General features: G+C 57.6%; 17 protein-coding genes. 10 read left to right on the top strand and 7 right to left on the bottom strand.

All coding sequences use genetic code 11. The features are described from left to right. On the bottom strand, nucleotides 1–421 hold a 421-nt coding region (locus J2741_RS12825; protein ID WP_209676354.1), incomplete at its 3' end, for a PEGA domain-containing protein. 4 nt (nucleotides 422–425) lie between these two features. Between J2741_RS12825 and J2741_RS12820 the strand changes: the two genes are divergently transcribed. Continuing rightward, nucleotides 426–722, top strand: coding sequence for a hypothetical protein (locus J2741_RS12820; protein ID WP_209676350.1), 297 nt, complete (start codon nucleotides 426–428; stop codon nucleotides 720–722). An 86-nt stretch (nucleotides 723–808) separates the two neighbouring features. Then, on the top strand, nucleotides 809–1912 hold the full coding sequence (locus tag J2741_RS12815; RefSeq protein ID WP_209676347.1) for a hypothetical protein: 1104 nt from the start codon (nucleotides 809–811) through the stop codon (nucleotides 1910–1912). A 103-nt stretch (nucleotides 1913–2015) separates the two neighbouring features. On the opposite strand, the gene J2741_RS12810 is transcribed toward J2741_RS12815, so the two are convergent. Continuing rightward, nucleotides 2016–2594 carry a YIP1 family protein gene (locus J2741_RS12810; RefSeq protein WP_209676344.1) on the bottom strand — a complete coding sequence of 193 codons (579 nt, stop codon included), beginning with the start codon at nucleotides 2592–2594 and terminating at the stop codon, nucleotides 2016–2018. A 207-nt stretch (nucleotides 2595–2801) separates the two neighbouring features. On the opposite strand from J2741_RS12810, the gene J2741_RS12805 reads away from it, so the two are divergent. The 3 genes from J2741_RS12805 (at nucleotide 2802) to J2741_RS12795 (ending at nucleotide 5586) form a co-directional block, all read left to right on the top strand. Further along, complete coding sequence (locus J2741_RS12805) at nucleotides 2802–3137, top strand: DUF1622 domain-containing protein (RefSeq protein WP_209676341.1); 336 nt, start codon at nucleotides 2802–2804, stop codon at nucleotides 3135–3137. 329 nt (nucleotides 3138–3466) lie between these two features. Beyond that, nucleotides 3467–4519, top strand: a complete 1053-nt coding sequence (locus J2741_RS12800) for a prenyltransferase (protein WP_209676338.1) — start codon at nucleotides 3467–3469, stop codon at nucleotides 4517–4519. Then, nucleotides 4516–5586, top strand: a complete 1071-nt coding sequence (locus J2741_RS12795; RefSeq protein WP_209676336.1) for an NAD(P)/FAD-dependent oxidoreductase — start codon at nucleotides 4516–4518, stop codon at nucleotides 5584–5586. Before J2741_RS12800 ends, J2741_RS12795 begins: the two co-directional genes overlap by 4 nt. Nucleotides 5587–5832: 246 nt before the next feature. Here J2741_RS12795 and J2741_RS12790 read toward each other — a convergent pair whose 3' ends face one another. Then, the gene (locus J2741_RS12790) at nucleotides 5833–6609 is read right to left on the bottom strand and encodes a hypothetical protein (protein WP_209676333.1); all 777 of its coding nucleotides are present in this window, start codon (nucleotides 6607–6609) and stop codon (nucleotides 5833–5835) included. A gap of 137 nt (nucleotides 6610–6746) precedes the next feature. On the opposite strand from J2741_RS12790, the gene J2741_RS12785 reads away from it, so the two are divergent. The 3 genes from J2741_RS12785 (at nucleotide 6747) to J2741_RS12775 (ending at nucleotide 8934) form a co-directional block, all read left to right on the top strand. Then, nucleotides 6747–7487, top strand: a complete 741-nt coding sequence (locus J2741_RS12785; RefSeq protein ID WP_209676330.1) for an SAM-dependent methyltransferase — start codon at nucleotides 6747–6749, stop codon at nucleotides 7485–7487. Nucleotides 7488–7567: 80 nt separating this feature from the next. Continuing rightward, nucleotides 7568–8017, top strand: a complete 450-nt coding sequence (locus J2741_RS12780; protein WP_209676326.1) for a hypothetical protein — start codon at nucleotides 7568–7570, stop codon at nucleotides 8015–8017. Continuing rightward, nucleotides 8014–8934, top strand: coding sequence for a hypothetical protein (locus J2741_RS12775; protein WP_209676322.1), 921 nt, complete (start codon nucleotides 8014–8016; stop codon nucleotides 8932–8934). The genes J2741_RS12780 and J2741_RS12775 overlap by 4 nt, the downstream gene beginning before the upstream one ends. Before the next feature lie 349 nt (nucleotides 8935–9283). On the opposite strand, the gene J2741_RS12770 is transcribed toward J2741_RS12775, so the two are convergent. The 3 genes from J2741_RS12770 to J2741_RS12760 all read right to left on the bottom strand — a co-directional run bounded on the left by J2741_RS12770 (nucleotide 9284) and on the right by J2741_RS12760 (nucleotide 12957). After that, nucleotides 9284–10633: a B12-binding domain-containing radical SAM protein gene (locus J2741_RS12770; protein ID WP_209676319.1), complete on the bottom strand. Its 1350-nt coding sequence runs from the start codon at nucleotides 10631–10633 to the stop codon at nucleotides 9284–9286. Between the two features lie 393 nt (nucleotides 10634–11026). Further along, nucleotides 11027–11770 (bottom strand): hypothetical protein, encoded by a 744-nt coding sequence (locus tag J2741_RS12765; RefSeq protein WP_209676316.1) that lies wholly within the window; start codon nucleotides 11768–11770, stop codon nucleotides 11027–11029. A gap of 263 nt (nucleotides 11771–12033) precedes the next feature. Next, the gene (locus J2741_RS12760) at nucleotides 12034–12957 is read right to left on the bottom strand and encodes a hypothetical protein (protein ID WP_209676313.1); all 924 of its coding nucleotides are present in this window, start codon (nucleotides 12955–12957) and stop codon (nucleotides 12034–12036) included. Nucleotides 12958–13130: 173 nt separating this feature from the next. On the opposite strand from J2741_RS12760, the gene J2741_RS12755 reads away from it, so the two are divergent. Together J2741_RS12755 and J2741_RS12750 are read left to right on the top strand one after the other, a co-directional pair. Then, entirely contained in the window at nucleotides 13131–14588 is a 1458-nt protein-coding gene (locus J2741_RS12755; RefSeq protein WP_209676311.1) for a cache domain-containing protein, read from the top strand. Between the two features lie 118 nt (nucleotides 14589–14706). Beyond that, on the top strand, nucleotides 14707–16065 hold the full coding sequence (locus tag J2741_RS12750; RefSeq protein ID WP_209676308.1) for an APC family permease: 1359 nt from the start codon (nucleotides 14707–14709) through the stop codon (nucleotides 16063–16065). 162 nt (nucleotides 16066–16227) lie between these two features. On the opposite strand, the gene J2741_RS12745 is transcribed toward J2741_RS12750, so the two are convergent. Continuing rightward, nucleotides 16228–18240 carry a SpoIIE family protein phosphatase gene (locus J2741_RS12745; RefSeq protein WP_209676305.1) on the bottom strand — a complete coding sequence of 671 codons (2013 nt, stop codon included), beginning with the start codon at nucleotides 18238–18240 and terminating at the stop codon, nucleotides 16228–16230. Between the last annotated feature and the right edge of the window lie 2 nt (nucleotides 18241–18242).

Below are 18242 nucleotides of genomic sequence, written 5' to 3'. Positions count from 1 at the left end.
GATGGATCAGTGTCGGTATTGTCGGTACATGAATCGGAGTTCCCAAAGGGGTGATCGACCGATGGATCAGTGTCGGTATTGTCGGTACATGAATCGGAGTTCCTACGGGGGTGATCGACGGATGGATCAGTGTCGGTATTGTCGGTACAGGAATCGGAGTTCCTACGGGTGTGATCGACGGATGTGGCAGCGTCGGTCTGGGAACAATTGTCCGGCAGGGGATTGGGTCGGATGAGAGCAGGGTTGCGTTGAGGTTTACGGTATGCCGGTACCGGATATGGACCGCCCGGGTCCAGTCCCGATAACCGTCCATCCTGATTGTGACAAGGTGAATTCCTGCAGGAAGTCCGGGCAGAGTGCAGGGAGTTCTCCCGAGCATTGCCCCGTCCACGTACACGTCTGCGCCGGACGGGATTGACATTACGATGAGCCCCGCTGCAATAACCCCGGATTCACCAGTCGGGGTTGATGGTACAGGTGAAAACGAAAATCCAGGGAGCAGGGTGAGTGGCGGTAGCTCAGGAGGTGATGCGGCACCGGGCATTATGCACGCGCCGCTGATCGAGATGACGAACAGGATGAATAAGAGAAACCTCATATTACCCTCTTTGCTGATGTACTCTCCGACCCGGGCAAAGCCGGTTCCGGCAGCATATCAGGGGAATATTCGATTCTTTCACATTTTAATCCTTGTATCTCCATCAAAATTCCTTCTCGCATGAGTTCCTCCTTCTTTGTTCCGGAGTTGCCCCGGCATTACAGTGTTAATCTCTTATATCGTATCCTCGCCGATACAGTGCTACCAACAATGGACGTCTGCAAAGAGGACAATAAGGAAGAATTTCTCGCCCGGTTCGCCGGTGATATACTCGCCCGGGAACAGGCGTGGGAAGAGCGCCTCGTGCAAACCCGGCCGGGTCCGGTCGATAAGGGAATATTCATCGCGGCGCTTGCGGGTATCCTCTTCTTTGCACTCGTATTCCCCGGTTATCCTTTTCTCTGGATCGCGGCCTCGCTGTTCACCATCATGTTCTATCCTCTCACCATCGTCCTCCCCTCGGCAATCAGGCTCGCGACGGCGGGTTCCGGGACGACGGTCCGCGAGTATGTACGGATGCTGAGGCGGGTCGGGATCATACGCCACCGGGACAATTTCGTCTTCGTCCTCTGGAATGCGTTCTTCATCAACAGCCAGCCTCTCGCAGTCCCCATTATCCTGCTCTGTGTCAGCGACCTTGTCACGGCCTTGCTTTTGCTGGTCTTCGAGATTCACCCCTTCCGCATAATCCTGATCATTGTCGGCCAGTCCGTGGTAATCGTCATATACTACCTTTCGATCCTGTACCTGAAGCCGTACAGCGACGTATTCCTCGAACGCGTGAGATCGATGCGGAAGCACTTCCACCAGCGAGGGTACCGGGTCTTTCTCCTCGTCGCCGCCACCGGTGTCCTGGGCTTTATTCTTACCATGAGCGCCTTCCTGACCTTCCTGTTCCCCGGGATCACCGTCTGGGAGATTATGAATGAAGGAAGACTGGACCTGCTCAAAGATTTCGGCCGTCTTATCCTCGTAATTCTCGTCCAGTACGTCATAGTCCGCTTCATGCACGGAATTTTCAGCCGGGGGCTTATTGTACGGATAAACAGGGGGATCTCCCGTTACATCACCACCGAGGTGCTGCCCGCCCTTGATCACGGCCCTGCCGGCCTGGCCGGCAGGGAGGGTGACCCGTATACGTGTGAGGATTACCGGGAGATCGCTACCCGCCTCATCGAAGCGAAGATGTACAAGACCGGATCCGCCTCGATCTTCGGCTATTTCATCATCTATTTCATCCAGCCCGACCTTTCGCTGATCCTAGAGAAAGAAACGCTGGATTCTCTGCGCGGGCATATGGAGATCCGGACCTGAAGGGGTGTCGTTTCCTTCCTTTCGAAAATGGTGCCGGACTGGTGTCAAGACTGCAGTAAGAATGGGGGGGGATTTTTCCGGCTGCGTCGCCGGCTCGAAAAAATTAGTAAGGTACCGGGCTCATCGTCATCGTGGAGACCGCTGCAATCACGAATGCCGCCACGATAAGCGCGATAATTATGACGATTATTACGATCGGAATTATCACTGCTGCGACGGCCCTGCCGGTCGAGATCTCATGGAGTTCGCGGATACCGATGATCTCGAGGATGAGAGTCCAGATTGAACCGATGATGCTTACAAGCGGGATCCAGGAAAGAAGGAAGCTGGGAGTTGCCGCGTACATCATTGCCTTGACAGTCTGGATATAGCCTTTCCTCCCTCCGAAGAGCCAGACGAAAATGTGCACCCACGCACCGCCGATGAAGGGGCCGATAATATATGCGACTATCAGGAATACGAATATGAACAGGGGAAACAGCCCTGCGAACCCGGGCAGCGATGCGAGGGGGCTCAGGCTCGCCACTGCGGTATAGACGATTGTTACGAGAATCGCGCTGATGATGGCGAGGACGATGTAGTACGCAAACGTCGTTCCCAGGGAATCCTCCCTGGACATCTGGAAGGTCTCCACCGGTTTTAAGAGAAACCCTTTTAATTTCTCCACGAAGTTATCAAGCATAACATTTCACCTGCAGTGATTCGAATTAATGCTTTCTCTTTGATAGTCCGGAACGCTCTTACCCGGAACATGAAGAGCACATATCCGGGTTCCTGGCATAATTCGGCCCTATGTGTCCAGGGTAAACAGGACCTTTCCCGGATGCAGGGGTTCGCCGCGAACAATCCGCCGCCATGATTTATAGTTCCCCGGGGTAAAGAGAGGAGCATGGACTTCCCGGTCATCGTCGAGATCATCAATGCGTTCGCGCTCGCGTTCACCGTCATCGGTTCTGCACTGGTCATCTACGGAGGCGTGCTCGCGATTGTTGAACTCGTCCTCTTCGGGCTCCACCGGAAACAGACCAGTAAAAGCAAGATCAAGAGAAAATTTACGGGGTTCATAATATTCGGGCTGGAATTCTTCATCGCCGGGGACGTTCTTACCACGGTCCTCAACCCCACGGTCGAGGACCTCTCCCTCCTCGGTGCAGTGGTCGTGATCAGGGTCATCCTCGCCTACTTCCTGGAGAAAGAGGCGAAGGAATACGATATCGATTCGTGACCGATTACGGGAATACCAGTACACCCGACCCTCGCGGAAGATCCGGCAACCAGGAAGGAGCGGCACTTCTGACCGGCCCATCCCACCGAAATCATTATTGATTTCTTCGCAGATAGGAGCACCTGCCTCATTTCGGCTGGCCGAGCGTCACTCCACGGAATCCCTCGCGTCGGCCCGGAACAGTATCGAATCGGAAGGTGTCATCATCCGGAAGAGAGAATATTGCAGATTTTTATTCCGCGGCATGTATACGGCAGCCGTGCGGGGATCCTTCCCGGCCGGGACAGGATACCGCACCCGGTCCTCTTCACGGGATGACGATTTGGTCTTTGACCATTCCACGGGGCGTCCATGTCCCGGACATCCGGATATCGTACCTGTACTGCGAACGTCCGGAGCCGGGCCCTCACGGCCCGGGCCGGGGAGGGGATAGCACGGACCCCCGCACGCTACGGCACATCCTTCGGATCGAGGGGCTGCTTCCCTTCACCGGCTGCGCCGTTCTGCTCGGATTCGTGGTGACGTTATGGGAGGCAGGGTTCTCGGAGGCCCGGTGGGGGCTCTTCGTGCTCGCGATAGCGGGGGCGTTCCTGGTCCACATCGATGCCCACATCTGGAACGACATCATGGACCAGGAGATCGACCGTCGGGAGAAGAGCGAGGAGACCGGCCGGGACCGGCCCTTGCTCAACGGGTGGGCAACGGTGAGCGATTATCGGAAGATGTCCGCGGTCATCACCGTCCTGGTGGTGATCATCGCCGCGTACCTCACTACTCAGCGAATCTACATCCCGTTGCTGTTCGTTCTCGGCTTCTTCTTCGACTACGGGTATAACCATCCAAGGATCGCGCTCGGTCATAAGCCGTTCACCGAGTGGTACATCTTTCCCTGGCTGGTGGTGGGAGTGACCGTGACCCTCGTGTATGCGGCGACAGGGATCTTCTCCCTGCTGGCCTTCATCCTGTCCCTGCTCCACGGACTCACCGTGACATGCTTCGGGGTGTCGATGATGCGCAGGGACGCTCCTTCAGACCGCATGGGAGGAAAATGCACCTCCTCGGTGCAGTATCCCGGCCTCCCGCACTCGACCATCTACGGGATCATTACGCTGCTCGTCGCGATCTTCATGCTCTACCCCCTGACCCTGATCCTGGGCAGTGTCGAACTCGCCTACGCCCTTATCCTCGTTACCTCCATCATAGCAGGGGTCAACACGGTGCTCGGGGCACGGATCGACCAGCTCTGCACCCGTGCCATGTATTCCATGTTTCCCGATTTCGAAAAGAAGGCCAACAAACTAATGTTGCAGCAGGTCGGAGCATCGATGGTGCATGCGATCGCAATCAGTATCATCCTGGTCGTGTTCGGGGGGATACTATGAACGGTGACAGACGCATCGCCATCGCGGGGGGCGGAATCGCGGGGGGCTACCTGTCCCAGCTCCTGGCGCAGAAGGGGATCACCCCCGAAGTCTTCGACGGTATGGACCACGCCACCCGGTGCGGGTACCGCTCGTGCGGGTGGGGCGCCCCGGAGCGGATCGGGGCCTATCTCACCGACGTCGGCCTCGACCTTTCGGACTACCTCGTCGAGCCGATGACCTCCATGAACTTCGACGGCCTGGTGGCGACCACGCCGCTCTGGACCATCGACAAACCGGGGCTGATCCGGGACCTCACGGAGGGGAGCAGCCTGCATCGCCAGAACCTGACACGGGAGGCGGCGGATGAGTACGACCTGGTGGTGGATGCGACCGGGATCGCCCGGGCACTCCTCCCCCCCTGCAGGTCCGACCTGACGCTCCCCACCGTCCAGCACCGGGTTATCGTGCAACCGCTCGACGGAGAACGGCTTTTACCCGGGGTCCACGGGAACCAGATCCCCGGTCTCGGGTATCTCTGGATCTTCCCTCTCGCCGGGGACGAATACCACATCGGCATCGGCGGCATCGGGCTGGCCAGCCACGACAGCCTCATGGACCGGTTTTACCGGGACTCCGCGGACCGGTTCTCCTTCACCCGGGTCTGCGGCTGCAGGGGGGTCGTGCGGGTTGCCTCCCCTTACTACGCGATGCCGTTCTATTCCCGGGACCTCCGTGAGGACGGAACCTCCCGCCTGACCATGGGCGTCGGCGAGTCGATCGGAACCGTGTCGCCGTTCACCGGTGAAGGCATCGTCTACTCGCTCGAATGCGCGAGGATCTTTGCAGACTCGATGGAGGACCCCGAGGCATACACACGGACCGTGCTCGCCCGGTTCTCGTGGATGAAGAAGGAGCGGGAGACGCTCGACTACCTGCTCGCCCAGGGGAAGAACGGCGGACCGAGGATGCGGGACCGGTGGAGGTTCTTCCAAAACGCCCACCGCTCTGGCATCGGGCTCCCCGTCCTGGAGGCGTTCAAGCGGATGGGGAGCCTCTCCCGGTGGGTGGAGGGGTCAGACGGGTGAAGGGATCAATATCGCGAAATTATTGCATTCTGCGGAGTATCTTCATTTTCTCCGGGATAAAACGCTGAAATTGCTCCGATGACCGCACTAATTCACCCGAGTCCGCCAAAACCGTGGATTGACACAGCGGCCGGCTTTCCCTGAAATGACCATTTTTTGCCTTGCAGGAGATATCCCTGTAGGTGAGGCTATCCCTGTTGCAGGGTCTTCTCCGTCACCCATGAAAATTAAGAGGCGATCCGGTACCTACAGACCGTCCCCGCATCGTCTTCCATACAAATGTTCTCTGTTGAACACGCGGTAAAAAAGGACGTATGAATAAGAATTTGCTGATGAGCCCGGACCTCCCGCGTAATACATGAACGGGTACTGTAATTCCGCCCCGAAGGGGAAGTCATCGTAGACATCGAATACGAAAGTACCGTAATTATCGTTTCTGCCCACCGGGTCCAGTTCCCATAACTGGATCCAGACGGGACCCGTCACGGTGATGGATTGATCGTTCAAGAAATGAACCCGGCCCTTTTTGAAATTATCGGGCCCCCAGGCCCTCTGCCCGTTCACATTAATGCAGATCTCCTCCTCGATCTCTGCAGATGTCCAGTTACAAATGAGGGAATCAAGCTTGAGGCAGTACCTGTCGAGCTGGTCGTGCGCATCATTCGTAACGTCGTAGAAGATCCGATAGGTCCGGACCCGGTGACCAACAAGGTCCGGGGTCAACGGCAGAGGTTCGGCGAACGAACCCCGCCGGTGACTGCCGGTTATATGGAGCGAACCGATGGCGTCGTCTGCTCTTCCCCTTCCAAGATGGGGGGTATCGGATTCGCGGAGATGAATGTCGACATACTCTGATGGCCCGAGATCAAAGACTTCGTTCAGGCCGAGTGTCTCGCCGTCCCGCATGTGATGCGGCCCCCAGACCCTCTCGGCGCCTCCCGAATCGTTCATGAGGATGTACGGCTCCTCGGTCAATTCACTGCCTGTCCTCTCGCAGGAGATGTATTTCAGGGTTATTCGCATGGATTGTCGTCCCCCCCCGACGCTGTCACCCGTGCTCCGGGAGATATGACGTATCAGGACCGCCTGTTTAATAAATTATCCCGCATCGACATGCACACTAAATACCTTCACGGGATATAACAACGGGAGAGATACCCATGGAATTCTCCGACCTCGTCACCATTACACAGGGATCGCTTCCCCTCATGAACCCGGTATCGCCTGAAAAGGTAATTGCCGTCGGGAGAGCCGCAGGCCTTTCTTCTTCGGACCTGGTGATCGAATGCGGGTGCGGAAACGGCACCCTGCTCTCGCTCTGGGGCGAAAAGTTCGGGATATCAGGGACCGGGATCGAAGTCAGGAGACAGGCCTGCGAACAGGCCGAAAAGACGATCAGGGACAAGGGACTTGCGGACCGGATCACCATCCGGTGCGACGATGCGGCAACGTTCGTCCCGGAATCTCCTGCCGATTGCGCGGTAGCTCTCGGGGCATCCTTTATCTGGGGAGGCTTTGCCGACGCGCTCGATGCGTTGCGGGGTATGGTGCACAAAAAAGGCAAGGTGGTGATTGGTGACCGCTACTGGCGAAGTGACCGTGTCCCTCCCGATTTTGCTCGGGAATGGCCGGATGTCTGCACCGGATACGAACAGATCCGCCTTGCACGGGAGGCCGGGTTTGATTGCACCTATCTCGTCAGGGCATCTGAAGAAGACTGGGACCGGTATGAAACGGGGATCTGGCAGGCCTGTGCCGGATGGATTGAAAAAAACCCGGAGCATCCTGACAGGGAAGAGGTGCTTGAATACCTCCACCATATCCAGGACGAGTACGCGGGATACGGGCAGGAACATATCGGATGGATAATGTACCTTCTCGAACCGGCCATTGAAGTGTAGGGAATAATTCTATTGTCCCCAACTTTTTACCGGGTAACTTTTCCAGAGTATTTATATAGTCAATACTCATATGTTGACGTATGCTTCTGCCCACCGGGGATAAACAATTTGCGTTATGGGTGATGCGGCGCAACGGCACTGCCAATATCACTATCGCACATTTACTGGGCATCTCACGCCAGGCGGTCTCACGCGGACTCCAGCACATGGACGAAAAGGTGGGCACTGCGCTTCGGGATATGGCAATTGCCAACCAGATCCTTATTGAAAAAATCAATGCAGAGCAAGGAATTCTGCTTGGAAGGTCAATCCCTTTCAATACGGCAGCGATAATCTTCGTCTCCTCAAAACATGGAGTCCAGGTATGGTACGAGCATGACGGTGATTGTGGTTCGTGCGAGCGTTATAACGAATGCATCGAGCTCGTGTGGGACTATGCATCTGAGCTGGGCATCAAAATCAAGGAAACCGCCGATCCGACGGCGATGGCTGAAGAACTTTTTGCACGAGTGAAGGAGATCATGAAATGACACGCGTATCCGAACTTATTTACGGATGGCTGGGCTGGTGCCCGAATACACGGATTGTAAAGACCTCACAGCGGGGAATAGAGTCTTCTCCACTCGAGAATCCAATTGTACTACCGGGATCCGGACGAATCAGGAAGGGAAAAGACCTTGCGAGAGAGAGCGTAAACATTCTCGTGCATAACAGACGACTGCTCTGGTTTTCATTCCTGATATTATTGACATTTATCTTTACCATCGTAACAAATTCGTATATCCGGTTTATTTCCGGAACAAACGCGTTTCCCGGCTTCGACGTACCCTATTCCACGACAATCCTGCTTGCAAGAGGATCATTGGAATGGGTTACCCTCACATTTACGACGACGTTTATTGAATATTTCGTGTTTTTTTATCTGTCAGCCGGCTTGATCGTGTGCATCTCACAGATTCCCTCCGGGAATTCAATTTCAATCCGGGGAGGATTGTCCCGGGCATGGTGTTATAAGCGACCCATTGCCGGCTGGACCCTTATCGGAGCGCTTCTTTGGATCACTATTGCCTACTTCACTTACGGATTCTACCTGATTACGGTATTTGCTCTTCCTGCAATGGTTCTTGATAACAAAGATCTGATTGCCGCGATCCGGGAATCGGTTTTCATTTTTCGAAGAATGTGGGTAGAAACCTATGTCCTTTTCGGCCTTATCCTTCTGATTACGATTGGATTCCTGCTTGTCACGCTCTTTTCCATAGGCCAGGTCGGGTTCGCGTATGGTCTCATAATTGGCGACAGTATTGTCGGTATTATAGCGAGTCTGGTGATGTCGGTTCTCATGGCCATTGGTGCGGTCGTCATAGGTATTGCCATATTTATCCTCTATAAGCATGATAGAAACGGGGAGTTCCTCTTAATCCCTAAAACACGTATGAGCAGATAATTCTTTAAAATAATACGGAATTCGGACGAATCAACGCTATGGAAGTGAGCAATTCAAGAAGAAGAGAGAACAATTCATCATTCCGGGAAGATTGTATCGCACTGCCTTGACCATTATCACCGACCTGGAGCGGTATTTTCCGGCTTATACAAATTCCCGTATTTCTTTTCAGGCCTGAGAATACGGTTTCAACCTTGCTCCGTGGATAATATACCTCCTAATTGAATGAATGAGCCGGTTTTTCCGTCGACCTCCTTCCTTCGCGAGGATCTTGGGGATTTCGTTTCGGCCGCATGGGGTGTCCCGGGCGGAATATCTCGCTCTAGGTTTAATCCCGGATGATGAATGATTACGGATTATTCCCGGTATCGGATCGGCCCTTTCGCCGCTTCTCCCTGTTTTCCCTGAACCGCTCCTTCGCCCGCCCGATCCGGTCCCGCAGCCACGACTCGTCGAACTCCGAGTCGTAGATGAAGGAGATCTCGTTCGCCACCTGCCAGTCGGCAGTGGTATCGACGGGTACGACACGGGTGAAGAGCGGGGATCCGGGGAGGGGGAACGGGACGTTGATGGAGATCTCGTCGAGGGGGAGCGTGGCGGCGAGGGCGAGCGTCTGGTCCACCGATTCTTCTGTCTCCCCGGGGTATCCCACGATGAAGAACCCTGCGGTCCCGATACCCGCTTCGCAGAAGAGCCGGACCGCACGGATACCGTCCGCGACCTTTATCCGTTTTCCCATCAGCCCGAGGGTCGCGTCGTTCCCCGACTCGAGCCCCAGGTGGACCCGGACGCACCCTGCATCCTTCATCAGTCCGACGATCTCCTCGTCGAGCCGGTCAACCCGGGAGAGGCAGGTCCAGGTGAACGAAAACCCTCCGGCGATCTTCCTCCTGCAGAACTCCTCCAGGTACGAGGTGTCGAGGGTGAAAGAGTCATCGGCAATCCAGATCCGGTCGTACCCATAGGAGAGGATATCGCGGATCTCCCGGAATACCTGGACAAGGGAGGGCCTGCGGTACTCGTTCCCCCAGACCGGCTTCGAACAGAAATCGCAGGAGTAGGGGCACCCCCGGGTGATCATTATGCTCGTCATCCTGCACCCCGCCGCATCCTGCCAGAACTCCTGGTAGCGGCGGTGGTCAAAGACGCTCCGGTCGGGGAGCGGGAGCCGTTCGATCTCCTCCGCGGGCAGGTGGACGGGCGGGACCCGGACCGGTGCATCGCCCAGCCGGGTGGAGAGCCCCGGATATGTGGAGAGATCGAGACGGGAGAGGTCGTCCGGCCGGCACCCCGACCTGCAGTAGTCGGCACAGAACCGGGCGACCGTGCGATCCCCCTCGCCGCAGAAGACGATGTCGAACGGCTCGCCGAACCGTTCGGGATAGAGCGTGGCCAGGGGCCCCCCGGCGATGAAAAGGGTTCCGGGAAGTAGGGCCCGGAGCTGTCCGAGGAGATTCAGCGCATTCCGGCCCATGGTGATCATCAGGTAGATGCTTACCACGGCCGGCCGCAGTTTTGTAACGTTCCGGACTACCTCGGCGGGAGCAAGGAATGTCCCGTCATGGACCGATACCGAAAGGCCGCGTTCCTTCATCTGGGCCGAGAGGTAGGCCACCGAGAGCGGGGGAAACAGTTTTTCCTCCTCGACGGGGTCCTTCTCACGGAAAAAAGGGTAGATGAGTGCAATGCGGTCAGGCATCAGTCTCTCCCCCTCCGCTTCCGGCGGCCGGCGGGCAGCCGCTGTGAGGCCTGCACCCTGATCGTTCCCCATCGAAACCGCGAAAGTCCGAATATCCGGAATAGAAACTCCCGGTAATGGGCCGCTCCTCCACTTCCACTTCTGCACGGGGTCCGCAACCTGATCCGGACCTCCTCGAACCAGGGTGAAACCAATGCCGCGTTCCGGCCTTTTTGAACCTGCACCGGGCTTTTATTCTCATTGGAATGCGAACGAAAGACACTCGTCTCGCCTCGTTCACCTCACGCCCGGGATTCGACCGTGAAAACAGCGCGAAGTGCTCTCCGGGTGTACACCTCAACGATTCCATGTGGGTATACCCGGGGTAACCCCCGCAGGAACACTCACACCTTCTCATTTTGCGGCACCTCCGTCGCCGGGATCCACTGAGAACGGGATACTGTAGGAGCAGGAGACGGGCTCCTGTGCGTCGCCCGGCGTGCCGAGTTCGATCCCGAACCCTGCCCAACAGAGCTCCTTCGTGTGTTCCCGCCCCCAGAAAACCTTCCCCGGGATCCGTTCTCCGGGAGCGACGGAGGAGATGCCAAACCGTATCCCCCGGACCGGGTCGTAGAGATCGTGTCCCGGTACGTGTTCCTGCCAGCCGGTAGGAGGAGGAGTAGGGTTCCCGTCGTGAAACCCGCGAGTGAACGAATCAGCGGCCAGCTCGTTTAAAAGGAAGATCCGGGTGATGCCGGGCTCACGCGGAGTGATCGTGCAGGACACTTCGATCGTATCCCCTTCTCTCCGGTACATGAACCGAGCTTCCGCTATCGGAGGGACGGGTTCGAACGACGGGGTAATTCCGAGTGCAGTCCTGACCGGGGAACTTACCGCGAGGAGGGGCTGGAGGAACGGCATTTTCATGTAGATATCCGAGACCAGGTCGAGGACCCGGGTGAGCGGGACCGTGGGAATTCCCTTCCGTTCCCAGGACATACGAGAATCGACCTGGAAGATCTTCCTGACGAGATGAGGACTGAATACCATCGTACTACAGTTTTTCGCGAAAAAGAACCCCTCCCGGCATTCCAGGGCAACCGCACCGATCCCCATCCCTTCACCGCTGACGTTCGACCCGCGGATAAGGACGAGCATGCCCCGTGCGAGTCCCCGGGACACTCCCTCGCCGAGATACCCGGGACAGGGTGAAAATTCGAGTACGGGGATGATAATCCTCCTCAGCGGACATCATTGGCGCACGAAAGGTATAGAGTCTCGGGTCCATGGACATGCCCGTGGCGTGGGGTGCCGGAGAGAGCAGGGCATCGAAGAACGGAGCCCCGAACCACACGATTGACCCCTCCGGGTAGTTTAAAGAGTAGCGAATGAAGGATTCGCCCGGCTTCGTGAAAAAAAGGTTAATACCCGCTCCCGCTGCTGCTGCCTGAGTCGCTGGTATCGACGGTCGGCCGGGTGGTAAGAGTGGTAGTCGGAACGGTGATCGGGACGGGCACTGCGCCGGTGATGTTTGCCACGTACCACAGGTCATTGAACCCCTCACCGTTCACCTCTCCCGGGGACTTGTCCCCGGTATAGGTATAGAGGGGGCGGCCCATGTACGCGAGCTGCTGCTTCCCGTCCGCTCTCGTCACGGCGGTAAAGTCGGAGCTCTTCAGGATCGAGGGGATGACGAGCGGGTCGGCATAGAACGGCGGCCACAGCATAATACAGGTGCTCGTGCACACACTCTTCCCCGGCGTGTCGCTCGCAAAGAAGTAGAGCGTGTGCCCGGTATCGTCCGCAAGGAAGAGCCCGAGGTCCCCCTGGCTCGCGATCGTCACCGAGTCGTCCGGTTTCACGACGAACCAGACCTTGCCCACCCCTTCCCCGAAGGTATCTCCAGGGACGGTGTCATTCCGGAAGTAGTAAAGCGGCCATCCCTTGTACGCCGTCTGTTTCGACCCGTCCGCCCGGGTTATTGTCGTGAAATCGGAGGATGAGAGTGGCGGGGAGACCATCACGTCGCCCGCAGAGAAGACCGGCCATATCTCGGCACATCCTCCGGTGCAGGTGCTCGCACCGCTCCCCGGTATATCCTTCGAATAATAGTAGAGGGTCATGCCCCGGGTGTCCGTCAGAATATTCCCGAGCGGATTGTTCACAAGTCGTATTGTGTCCGCCGGCGGCACCGGTGTCGTCGGGACCGCCGTGGTCGGGACGGAAGTCGGCGGAACAGTAGTCGGCGACGGGGTCTCCTGCCCTGCCGGGGGCTGGGTGCAGCCCGCGACAAGCACGAAGGTGACGAGCACTGCCGCAAAGATTACAAGAGCGAATGGACGCATGGATAACTCCTCACGTACGCGTGCATCCCCGTCCGGAATATATAAAGTTATCCGTCCTCCGGTACACAGCCCGAAGCCCTTCGGTATCCTGATCCCCGATTTGGTTCCCGGTACCATCAAGCCCGAACAATAATTTCATAATCCTTTTACCGTGAGGAACACACCGGATTCGTATGAATACGCGGACTCTTCTCTTCGTTCTTGTGCTGTTCCTTGCGGGGGGAATACTTACCGCCGGGTGCATCCAGAACCCCGGGCCGGAATCCCCCGGTCCGTCGACGACACCGTCTTTGACGCCGGCACCTGCGGACGGTTCCGGAGTCACGGTCACGCTCGCTACTCCTGAAAAAATGACCACCTCGGCCGACCTGATCGCCTTCGTCGAACGTGCGGCTGAATACGCCCGGACCAACGGGAGAGAGAATGCTCTCGCGGAGTTCGTCAACCCGAACGGGTCGTTTGCCCTCGGGGATATCGCCGTCTTCGCGTACAGGTACGACGGGACCGTGCTCGCTGATCCGTCATCGCCCGGTCTCGCAGGGACGAACATCCTGGACCGGACGGATTCGTTCGGGATATCGTACGTAAAGAACATGGCGGAGACCGCACGGTTCGGGAAAGGGATTGTCAGTTATACGTCCCCGCGCCCGGGATACGGATCCACGCCGGAGCCGGTACTCGCGGTGGTTGAGGACGTGAACGGGGCGTACTACGTAGGGGCCCGGATGTACGCGTCCGAAGGGAATGTCTACCCCTCGGCGGTGCTGAACGCGAGTGCCGAAAGTCCCGGCGTGGACGGCCTGGTGTCCTATGTAAAGGAAGCGGTCGCTTATGCCCGGGAGAACGGGAGAGACAACGCCCTCGCCGAGTTCAACAACCCGGGGGGCCGTTTCATCCGGGGTGAACTTGTCATAATGGCCCTTGACTTTAACGGCACGAGCCTGGCCAGCCCGCCGTATGCATCCGAATTGGCGGAGAACCGGATCAACCTGATCAATTACCAGGACCCGAACGGGGTCGCGACAATCCGGGGGATGCGCGACCTCTCGCGGGGAGAGGGAGGGTTCCTTTACTCGGTCGCGAAGGTCACCGTGGACAATAGCACGGTCTATTTCCCGAAGATCAATTATGTCGAACCGGTCGACGAGAACTGGTGGCTCTTCTCCGCGATCGTCGACCCCGCCTATTCGGGCGTGGCTGCCGGGGACCTCTCCGGCGTCCAGGTCCGGACCCATTCCAGGATGGAACTTTACGACCTGGTGAACCGGGTCGTCGATTATGCAAAGGCGAACGGGAAGGAAAAGACCCTCGCAGTGATCGACGACCCGAAAGGACAGTTCGTGAACGGGGACCTCTTTCCCTGGGCGGAATCGGCCGACGGGGTCCTCCTCGCCGACCCGTTCCTTAAATCGGATATCGGGCAGAGTATGATCGATTATACCGATGTGTACGGGATGAAGACCACCCGGGTGGGGATCGATGCAATGCAGAACGGGAGCGGATTTTCCCTGGCATTATTCCCGGACACCTCGGTGAACGGGACCGCCCAGATCCCGAAACTGATCTACATGAAGCCGGTCGACGACTCGTGGTGGATCGGGAGCGGGATATACGGCGTGGTCGTTGAATAATCTCTATTTTTTTCTGAGAGCCGGCACGACCATATCCCCTGCGGAATAACGATTAACTCTTCCCACGGGTCGGGTAAACCCAAAGGCTGATATCCAATGGGAATCGAGGAACATCGTTATGGGAGAGCTGAAACGGACCCTCGGGGTCTGGCAGGCGGCTGCGGTCAGTATCGGTGCAATCATCGGGGCGGGGATCTTCGTCCTTATCGGGGTCGCATCGGGGCTTGCCGGCCCGGCGGTTATCCTGTCATTTGTTATCGCGGGGCTTGCCGCCCTTTTTACCGCGCTGAGTGCCGCCGAACTCTCCTCGTTCATCACCGAGTCCGGAGGTTCGTACATCTACACACACCATGCATTCGGAAGGTTCTGGGGTTTTGTTGTCGGGTGGGTGCAGACGGCGGACTACGTGATCGGAGCCAGTGCGGTCTCCATCGGATTTGCCGGGTACTTGATCTACATCCTGGGCATTCCCCCGACAACGGTCGCACTCGTCATCATCGGCTTCCTTTTACCCCTGATCCTGGGTGTAATAAATCTCCGGGGAATGCGCGAGGCGGCGGGGATGAACTCGGTCATGGTGTTTTTAAAGATTATCGCGCTGATAATCTTCGTGGGGATCGGTGCCTGGTTCATCTTCATGAACGGGCCATCGGGGACGTATACACCGTTCTTCCCCAACGGGTTTTCCGGGATGCTCCACGGGGCGGCCATCATATTTTTCGCCTTCGTGGGGTTCAACACCGTCACGGTGATCGCCGAGGAGGTGAAAGACCCGGTTAAGAATGTCCCCCGGGCGCTCCTCATCGCATTTGTGGTCTGTGCCGCGCTCTACATCGGCGTATCCACCGTGGCCATCGGGCTTGTCGACTGGTCCGTGCTCGCCACATCCGATGCACCTCTCGAGACGGCGCTGCGGGTGGCGACACAGAATCCCTTTGTTCTCGCGTACGTCTCGATTGCCGCCCTGTTCGCCACCGCTTCCGTGGTCATGTCGAGCATCTTCGGGGGATCGAGGGCGCTCTTCGCCATGGCCAGACAGAAACTCCTTCCCGACCAGATCACCAGGATCTCGAAGAACGGGGTCCCTTACATCTCCGTTATCATCGTATCGGTGGTCATGGCAGCGATCGTCCTCGTATCCGGGGCAAATCTTGCCACCCTCGCGCAGGTCTTTAATTTCGGGACGCTTCTTACCTTCTTCTTCATCAATCTCTCTCTCGTGAAGCTCAGATGGGACGACCCGGGGGCTGTCCGAGGGTTCAAAGTACCTGCCTACCCGCTGACGCCAGTGCTCGGGATAATTTCGTGTGCCCTCCTCCTCGCCTATCTGAGCCGTTACGCCCTCATCTTCGGGGTGATCTGGATCGGTATCGGGATCCTGATCTTCGAGGGGAACTTGAGGGAATTCAAGAAAAAAGTGGTGGCAGAGTTCAAGAAGGAATTACACTCCGAAAAGCGGCCGGAACGCAAGCCTTGACCTGTCCTATTCCACTATATTCACTCTATGGGGACCCGGCCGGATTGGTTCGTTCGTGGTCCGGCCGGACGTCTGGTAGCACGCGAGTCCGGCTTCGCGAACGTAAGGCACATCTCCCGCTATATCCGGAGAGATGAACACTGGTTTCCACGAACCGTTCCTTCAGACTCCTTTTATCACCATCAGGGTGATATCGTCGAACTGGGGCTCGCCGCGGGAGAACTTCTCCACTGATGCAAGGATCTTTGAAAGAATCTCCGTGGAGCTCAGGCGGGCATTCTCCCGGATGAGATCCTTCAGCCGTCCATCGCCGAACATCTCGAGACCCGGGTTGATCGATTCTGTAATGCCGTCGGTATAGAGCACCACCACATCACCGGTGCCGATCTCGATAGTGCGGGAGGAGTAGTTCTGGTGTTCCGCAGCCCCCATGACGATCCCGGTCGGCATGAGCATTTCCAGCGATCCGTCGCCGTTCCGGTACACCAGCGGGGGATTATGCCCCGCATTGACGTACTCAAGTGTCCGGTCCTTCTCCGAGAGCGTTCCGTAAAAGAGGGTGACAAACATCCCGCCTTTCGAATCCTTCGATATTACGTCGTTTGCATCCCGGATCACCCTGGCAGGGTCGCGGTTCCAGAGGGCGATTACCCGGACGACAATCCTTGAGAGCGCCATGAACAGGGCTGCCGGTACACCCTTTCCGGCAACATCGGCGATCATGATGCCAAGTGTCCCTTTCTCGAGCGGGATGATTTCGAACGGGATGACGTCGAAGAAATCGCCCCCGACTTCCCTGGCCATCACGCTTCGCGCCGCGATGTCGAACCCCTTTACCTGGGGAATGACCTCCGGAAGGAAACTCTGCTGGATCTCCGCAGCAATGCGGAGTTCTGCATTCGATCGTGCGAGACGTTCCTCCATCGCCCTCCGGTCGGTGATGTCCCGGATGGTCTCAATCGCGCCGGTGATGTTCCCCTGCGGGTCGTAGAGCGGGCTTGCTTTCGCCCAGAAGTAAGCTCCCCGGCCCTGGAACGCCGGGATGTGGATGTCGACCACCAGCGTGTCTCCGATCCGCTGGATCGAGTGGTACCGCTTCTCGATCTCGCGGTCCGGGAGGAATACCAGGTTCGCGAGCATCGGTTTTCTCTCACCGTAGAACGGGATCGCGTATTCGAAGTCTCCTTTCCCGAGCACCTCTTCGGCACTGACCCCGGTCATCTCCGCCATCGCACGGTTCCAGGCGATCGCCTTTCCCTCACGGTCGATGACAAACGTCGCGTCAGGCAGGAAATCGATGATCTCCGCGAGGCGCTTCCGGGTCTCCTCCATATCCTGCTCGGCACGTTTCCGGTCGGTGATGTCCCGGATGGTCTCAATCGCGCCGGTGATGTTCCCTTGCGGGTCGTAGAGCGGACTCGCTTTCGCCCAGAAGTAGGCGCCGCGGCCCTGGAACGCCGGGATGTGGATGTCGACCACCAGCGTGTCTCCGATCCGCTGGATCGAATGATACCGCTTCTCGATCTCGCTGTCGGGGAGGAATACCAGGTTCGCGAGCATCGGTTTTCTCTCACCGTAGAACGGGATCGCGTATTCGAAGTCTCCTTTCCCGAGCACCTCTTCGGCACTGACCCCGGTCATCTCCGCCATCGCACGGTTCCAGGCGATCACCTTTCCCTCACGGTCGATGACAAACGTCGCGTCAGGCAGGAAATCGATGATCTCCGCGAGGCGCTTCCGGGTCTCCTCCATATCCTGCTCGGCACGTTTCCGGTCGGTGATGTCCCGGATGGTCTCAATCGCGCCGGTGATGTTCCCTTGCGGGTCGTAGAGCGGGCTTGCTTTCGCCCAGAAGTAGGCGCCGCGGCCCTGGAATGTCGGGATATAGATATCAACCACGAGCGTGTCCCCGGTCCGCTGGACCGTGTGGTACCGGTTCCCGATCTCGCTGTCGGGGAGGAATACCAGGTTCGCAAGCATTGGTTTTCTCTCGCCGTAGAACGGGATCGCGTACTCGAAGTCCCCTTTCCCGAGCACCTCTTCGGCACTGACCCCGGTCATCTCCGCCATCGCACGGTTCCAGGCGATCACCTTTCCCTCACGGTCGATGACAAACGTCGCGTCGGGCAGGAAATCGATGATCATCTCGAGGTATTCTCGTTCTTGTCCGGCCATTC

It is taken from the genome of Methanolinea mesophila (genome assembly GCF_017873855.1).
Lineage (GTDB): Archaea > Halobacteriota > Methanomicrobia > Methanomicrobiales > Methanospirillaceae > Methanolinea_B > Methanolinea_B mesophila.
This window is presented reverse-complemented; position numbering and strand designations above follow the sequence as displayed.

What these genes read in the sequence shown, in the direction of transcription:
- J2741_RS12760 (WP_209676313.1), bottom strand. Translation starts at nt 12,957, where the DNA reads ATGCGTCCATTCGCTCTTGTAATCTTTGCGGCAGTGCTCGTCACCTTC.
- J2741_RS12810 (WP_209676344.1), bottom strand. Translation starts at nt 2,594, where the DNA reads ATGCTTGATAACTTCGTGGAGAAATTAAAAGGGTTTCTCTTAAAACCG.
- J2741_RS12790 (WP_209676333.1), bottom strand. Translation starts at nt 6,609, where the DNA reads ATGCGAATAACCCTGAAATACATCTCCTGCGAGAGGACAGGCAGTGAA.
- J2741_RS12775 (WP_209676322.1), top strand. Translation starts at nt 8,014, where the DNA reads ATGACACGCGTATCCGAACTTATTTACGGATGGCTGGGCTGGTGCCCG.
- J2741_RS12805 (WP_209676341.1), top strand. Translation starts at nt 2,802, where the DNA reads ATGGACTTCCCGGTCATCGTCGAGATCATCAATGCGTTCGCGCTCGCG.
- J2741_RS12815 (WP_209676347.1), top strand. Translation starts at nt 809, where the DNA reads ATGGACGTCTGCAAAGAGGACAATAAGGAAGAATTTCTCGCCCGGTTC.
- J2741_RS12745 (WP_209676305.1), bottom strand. Translation starts at nt 18,240, where the DNA reads ATGGCCGGACAAGAACGAGAATACCTCGAGATGATCATCGATTTCCTG.
- J2741_RS12770 (WP_209676319.1), bottom strand. Translation starts at nt 10,633, where the DNA reads ATGCCTGACCGCATTGCACTCATCTACCCTTTTTTCCGTGAGAAGGAC.
- J2741_RS12765 (WP_209676316.1), bottom strand. Translation starts at nt 11,770, where the DNA reads ATGCTCGTCCTTATCCGCGGGTCGAACGTCAGCGGTGAAGGGATGGGG.
- J2741_RS12785 (WP_209676330.1), top strand. Translation starts at nt 6,747, where the DNA reads ATGGAATTCTCCGACCTCGTCACCATTACACAGGGATCGCTTCCCCTC.
- J2741_RS12795 (WP_209676336.1), top strand. Translation starts at nt 4,516, where the DNA reads ATGAACGGTGACAGACGCATCGCCATCGCGGGGGGCGGAATCGCGGGG.
- J2741_RS12780 (WP_209676326.1), top strand. Translation starts at nt 7,568, where the DNA reads ATGCTTCTGCCCACCGGGGATAAACAATTTGCGTTATGGGTGATGCGG.
- J2741_RS12755 (WP_209676311.1), top strand. Translation starts at nt 13,131, where the DNA reads ATGAATACGCGGACTCTTCTCTTCGTTCTTGTGCTGTTCCTTGCGGGG.
- J2741_RS12750 (WP_209676308.1), top strand. Translation starts at nt 14,707, where the DNA reads ATGGGAGAGCTGAAACGGACCCTCGGGGTCTGGCAGGCGGCTGCGGTC.
- J2741_RS12820 (WP_209676350.1), top strand. Translation starts at nt 426, where the DNA reads ATGAGCCCCGCTGCAATAACCCCGGATTCACCAGTCGGGGTTGATGGT.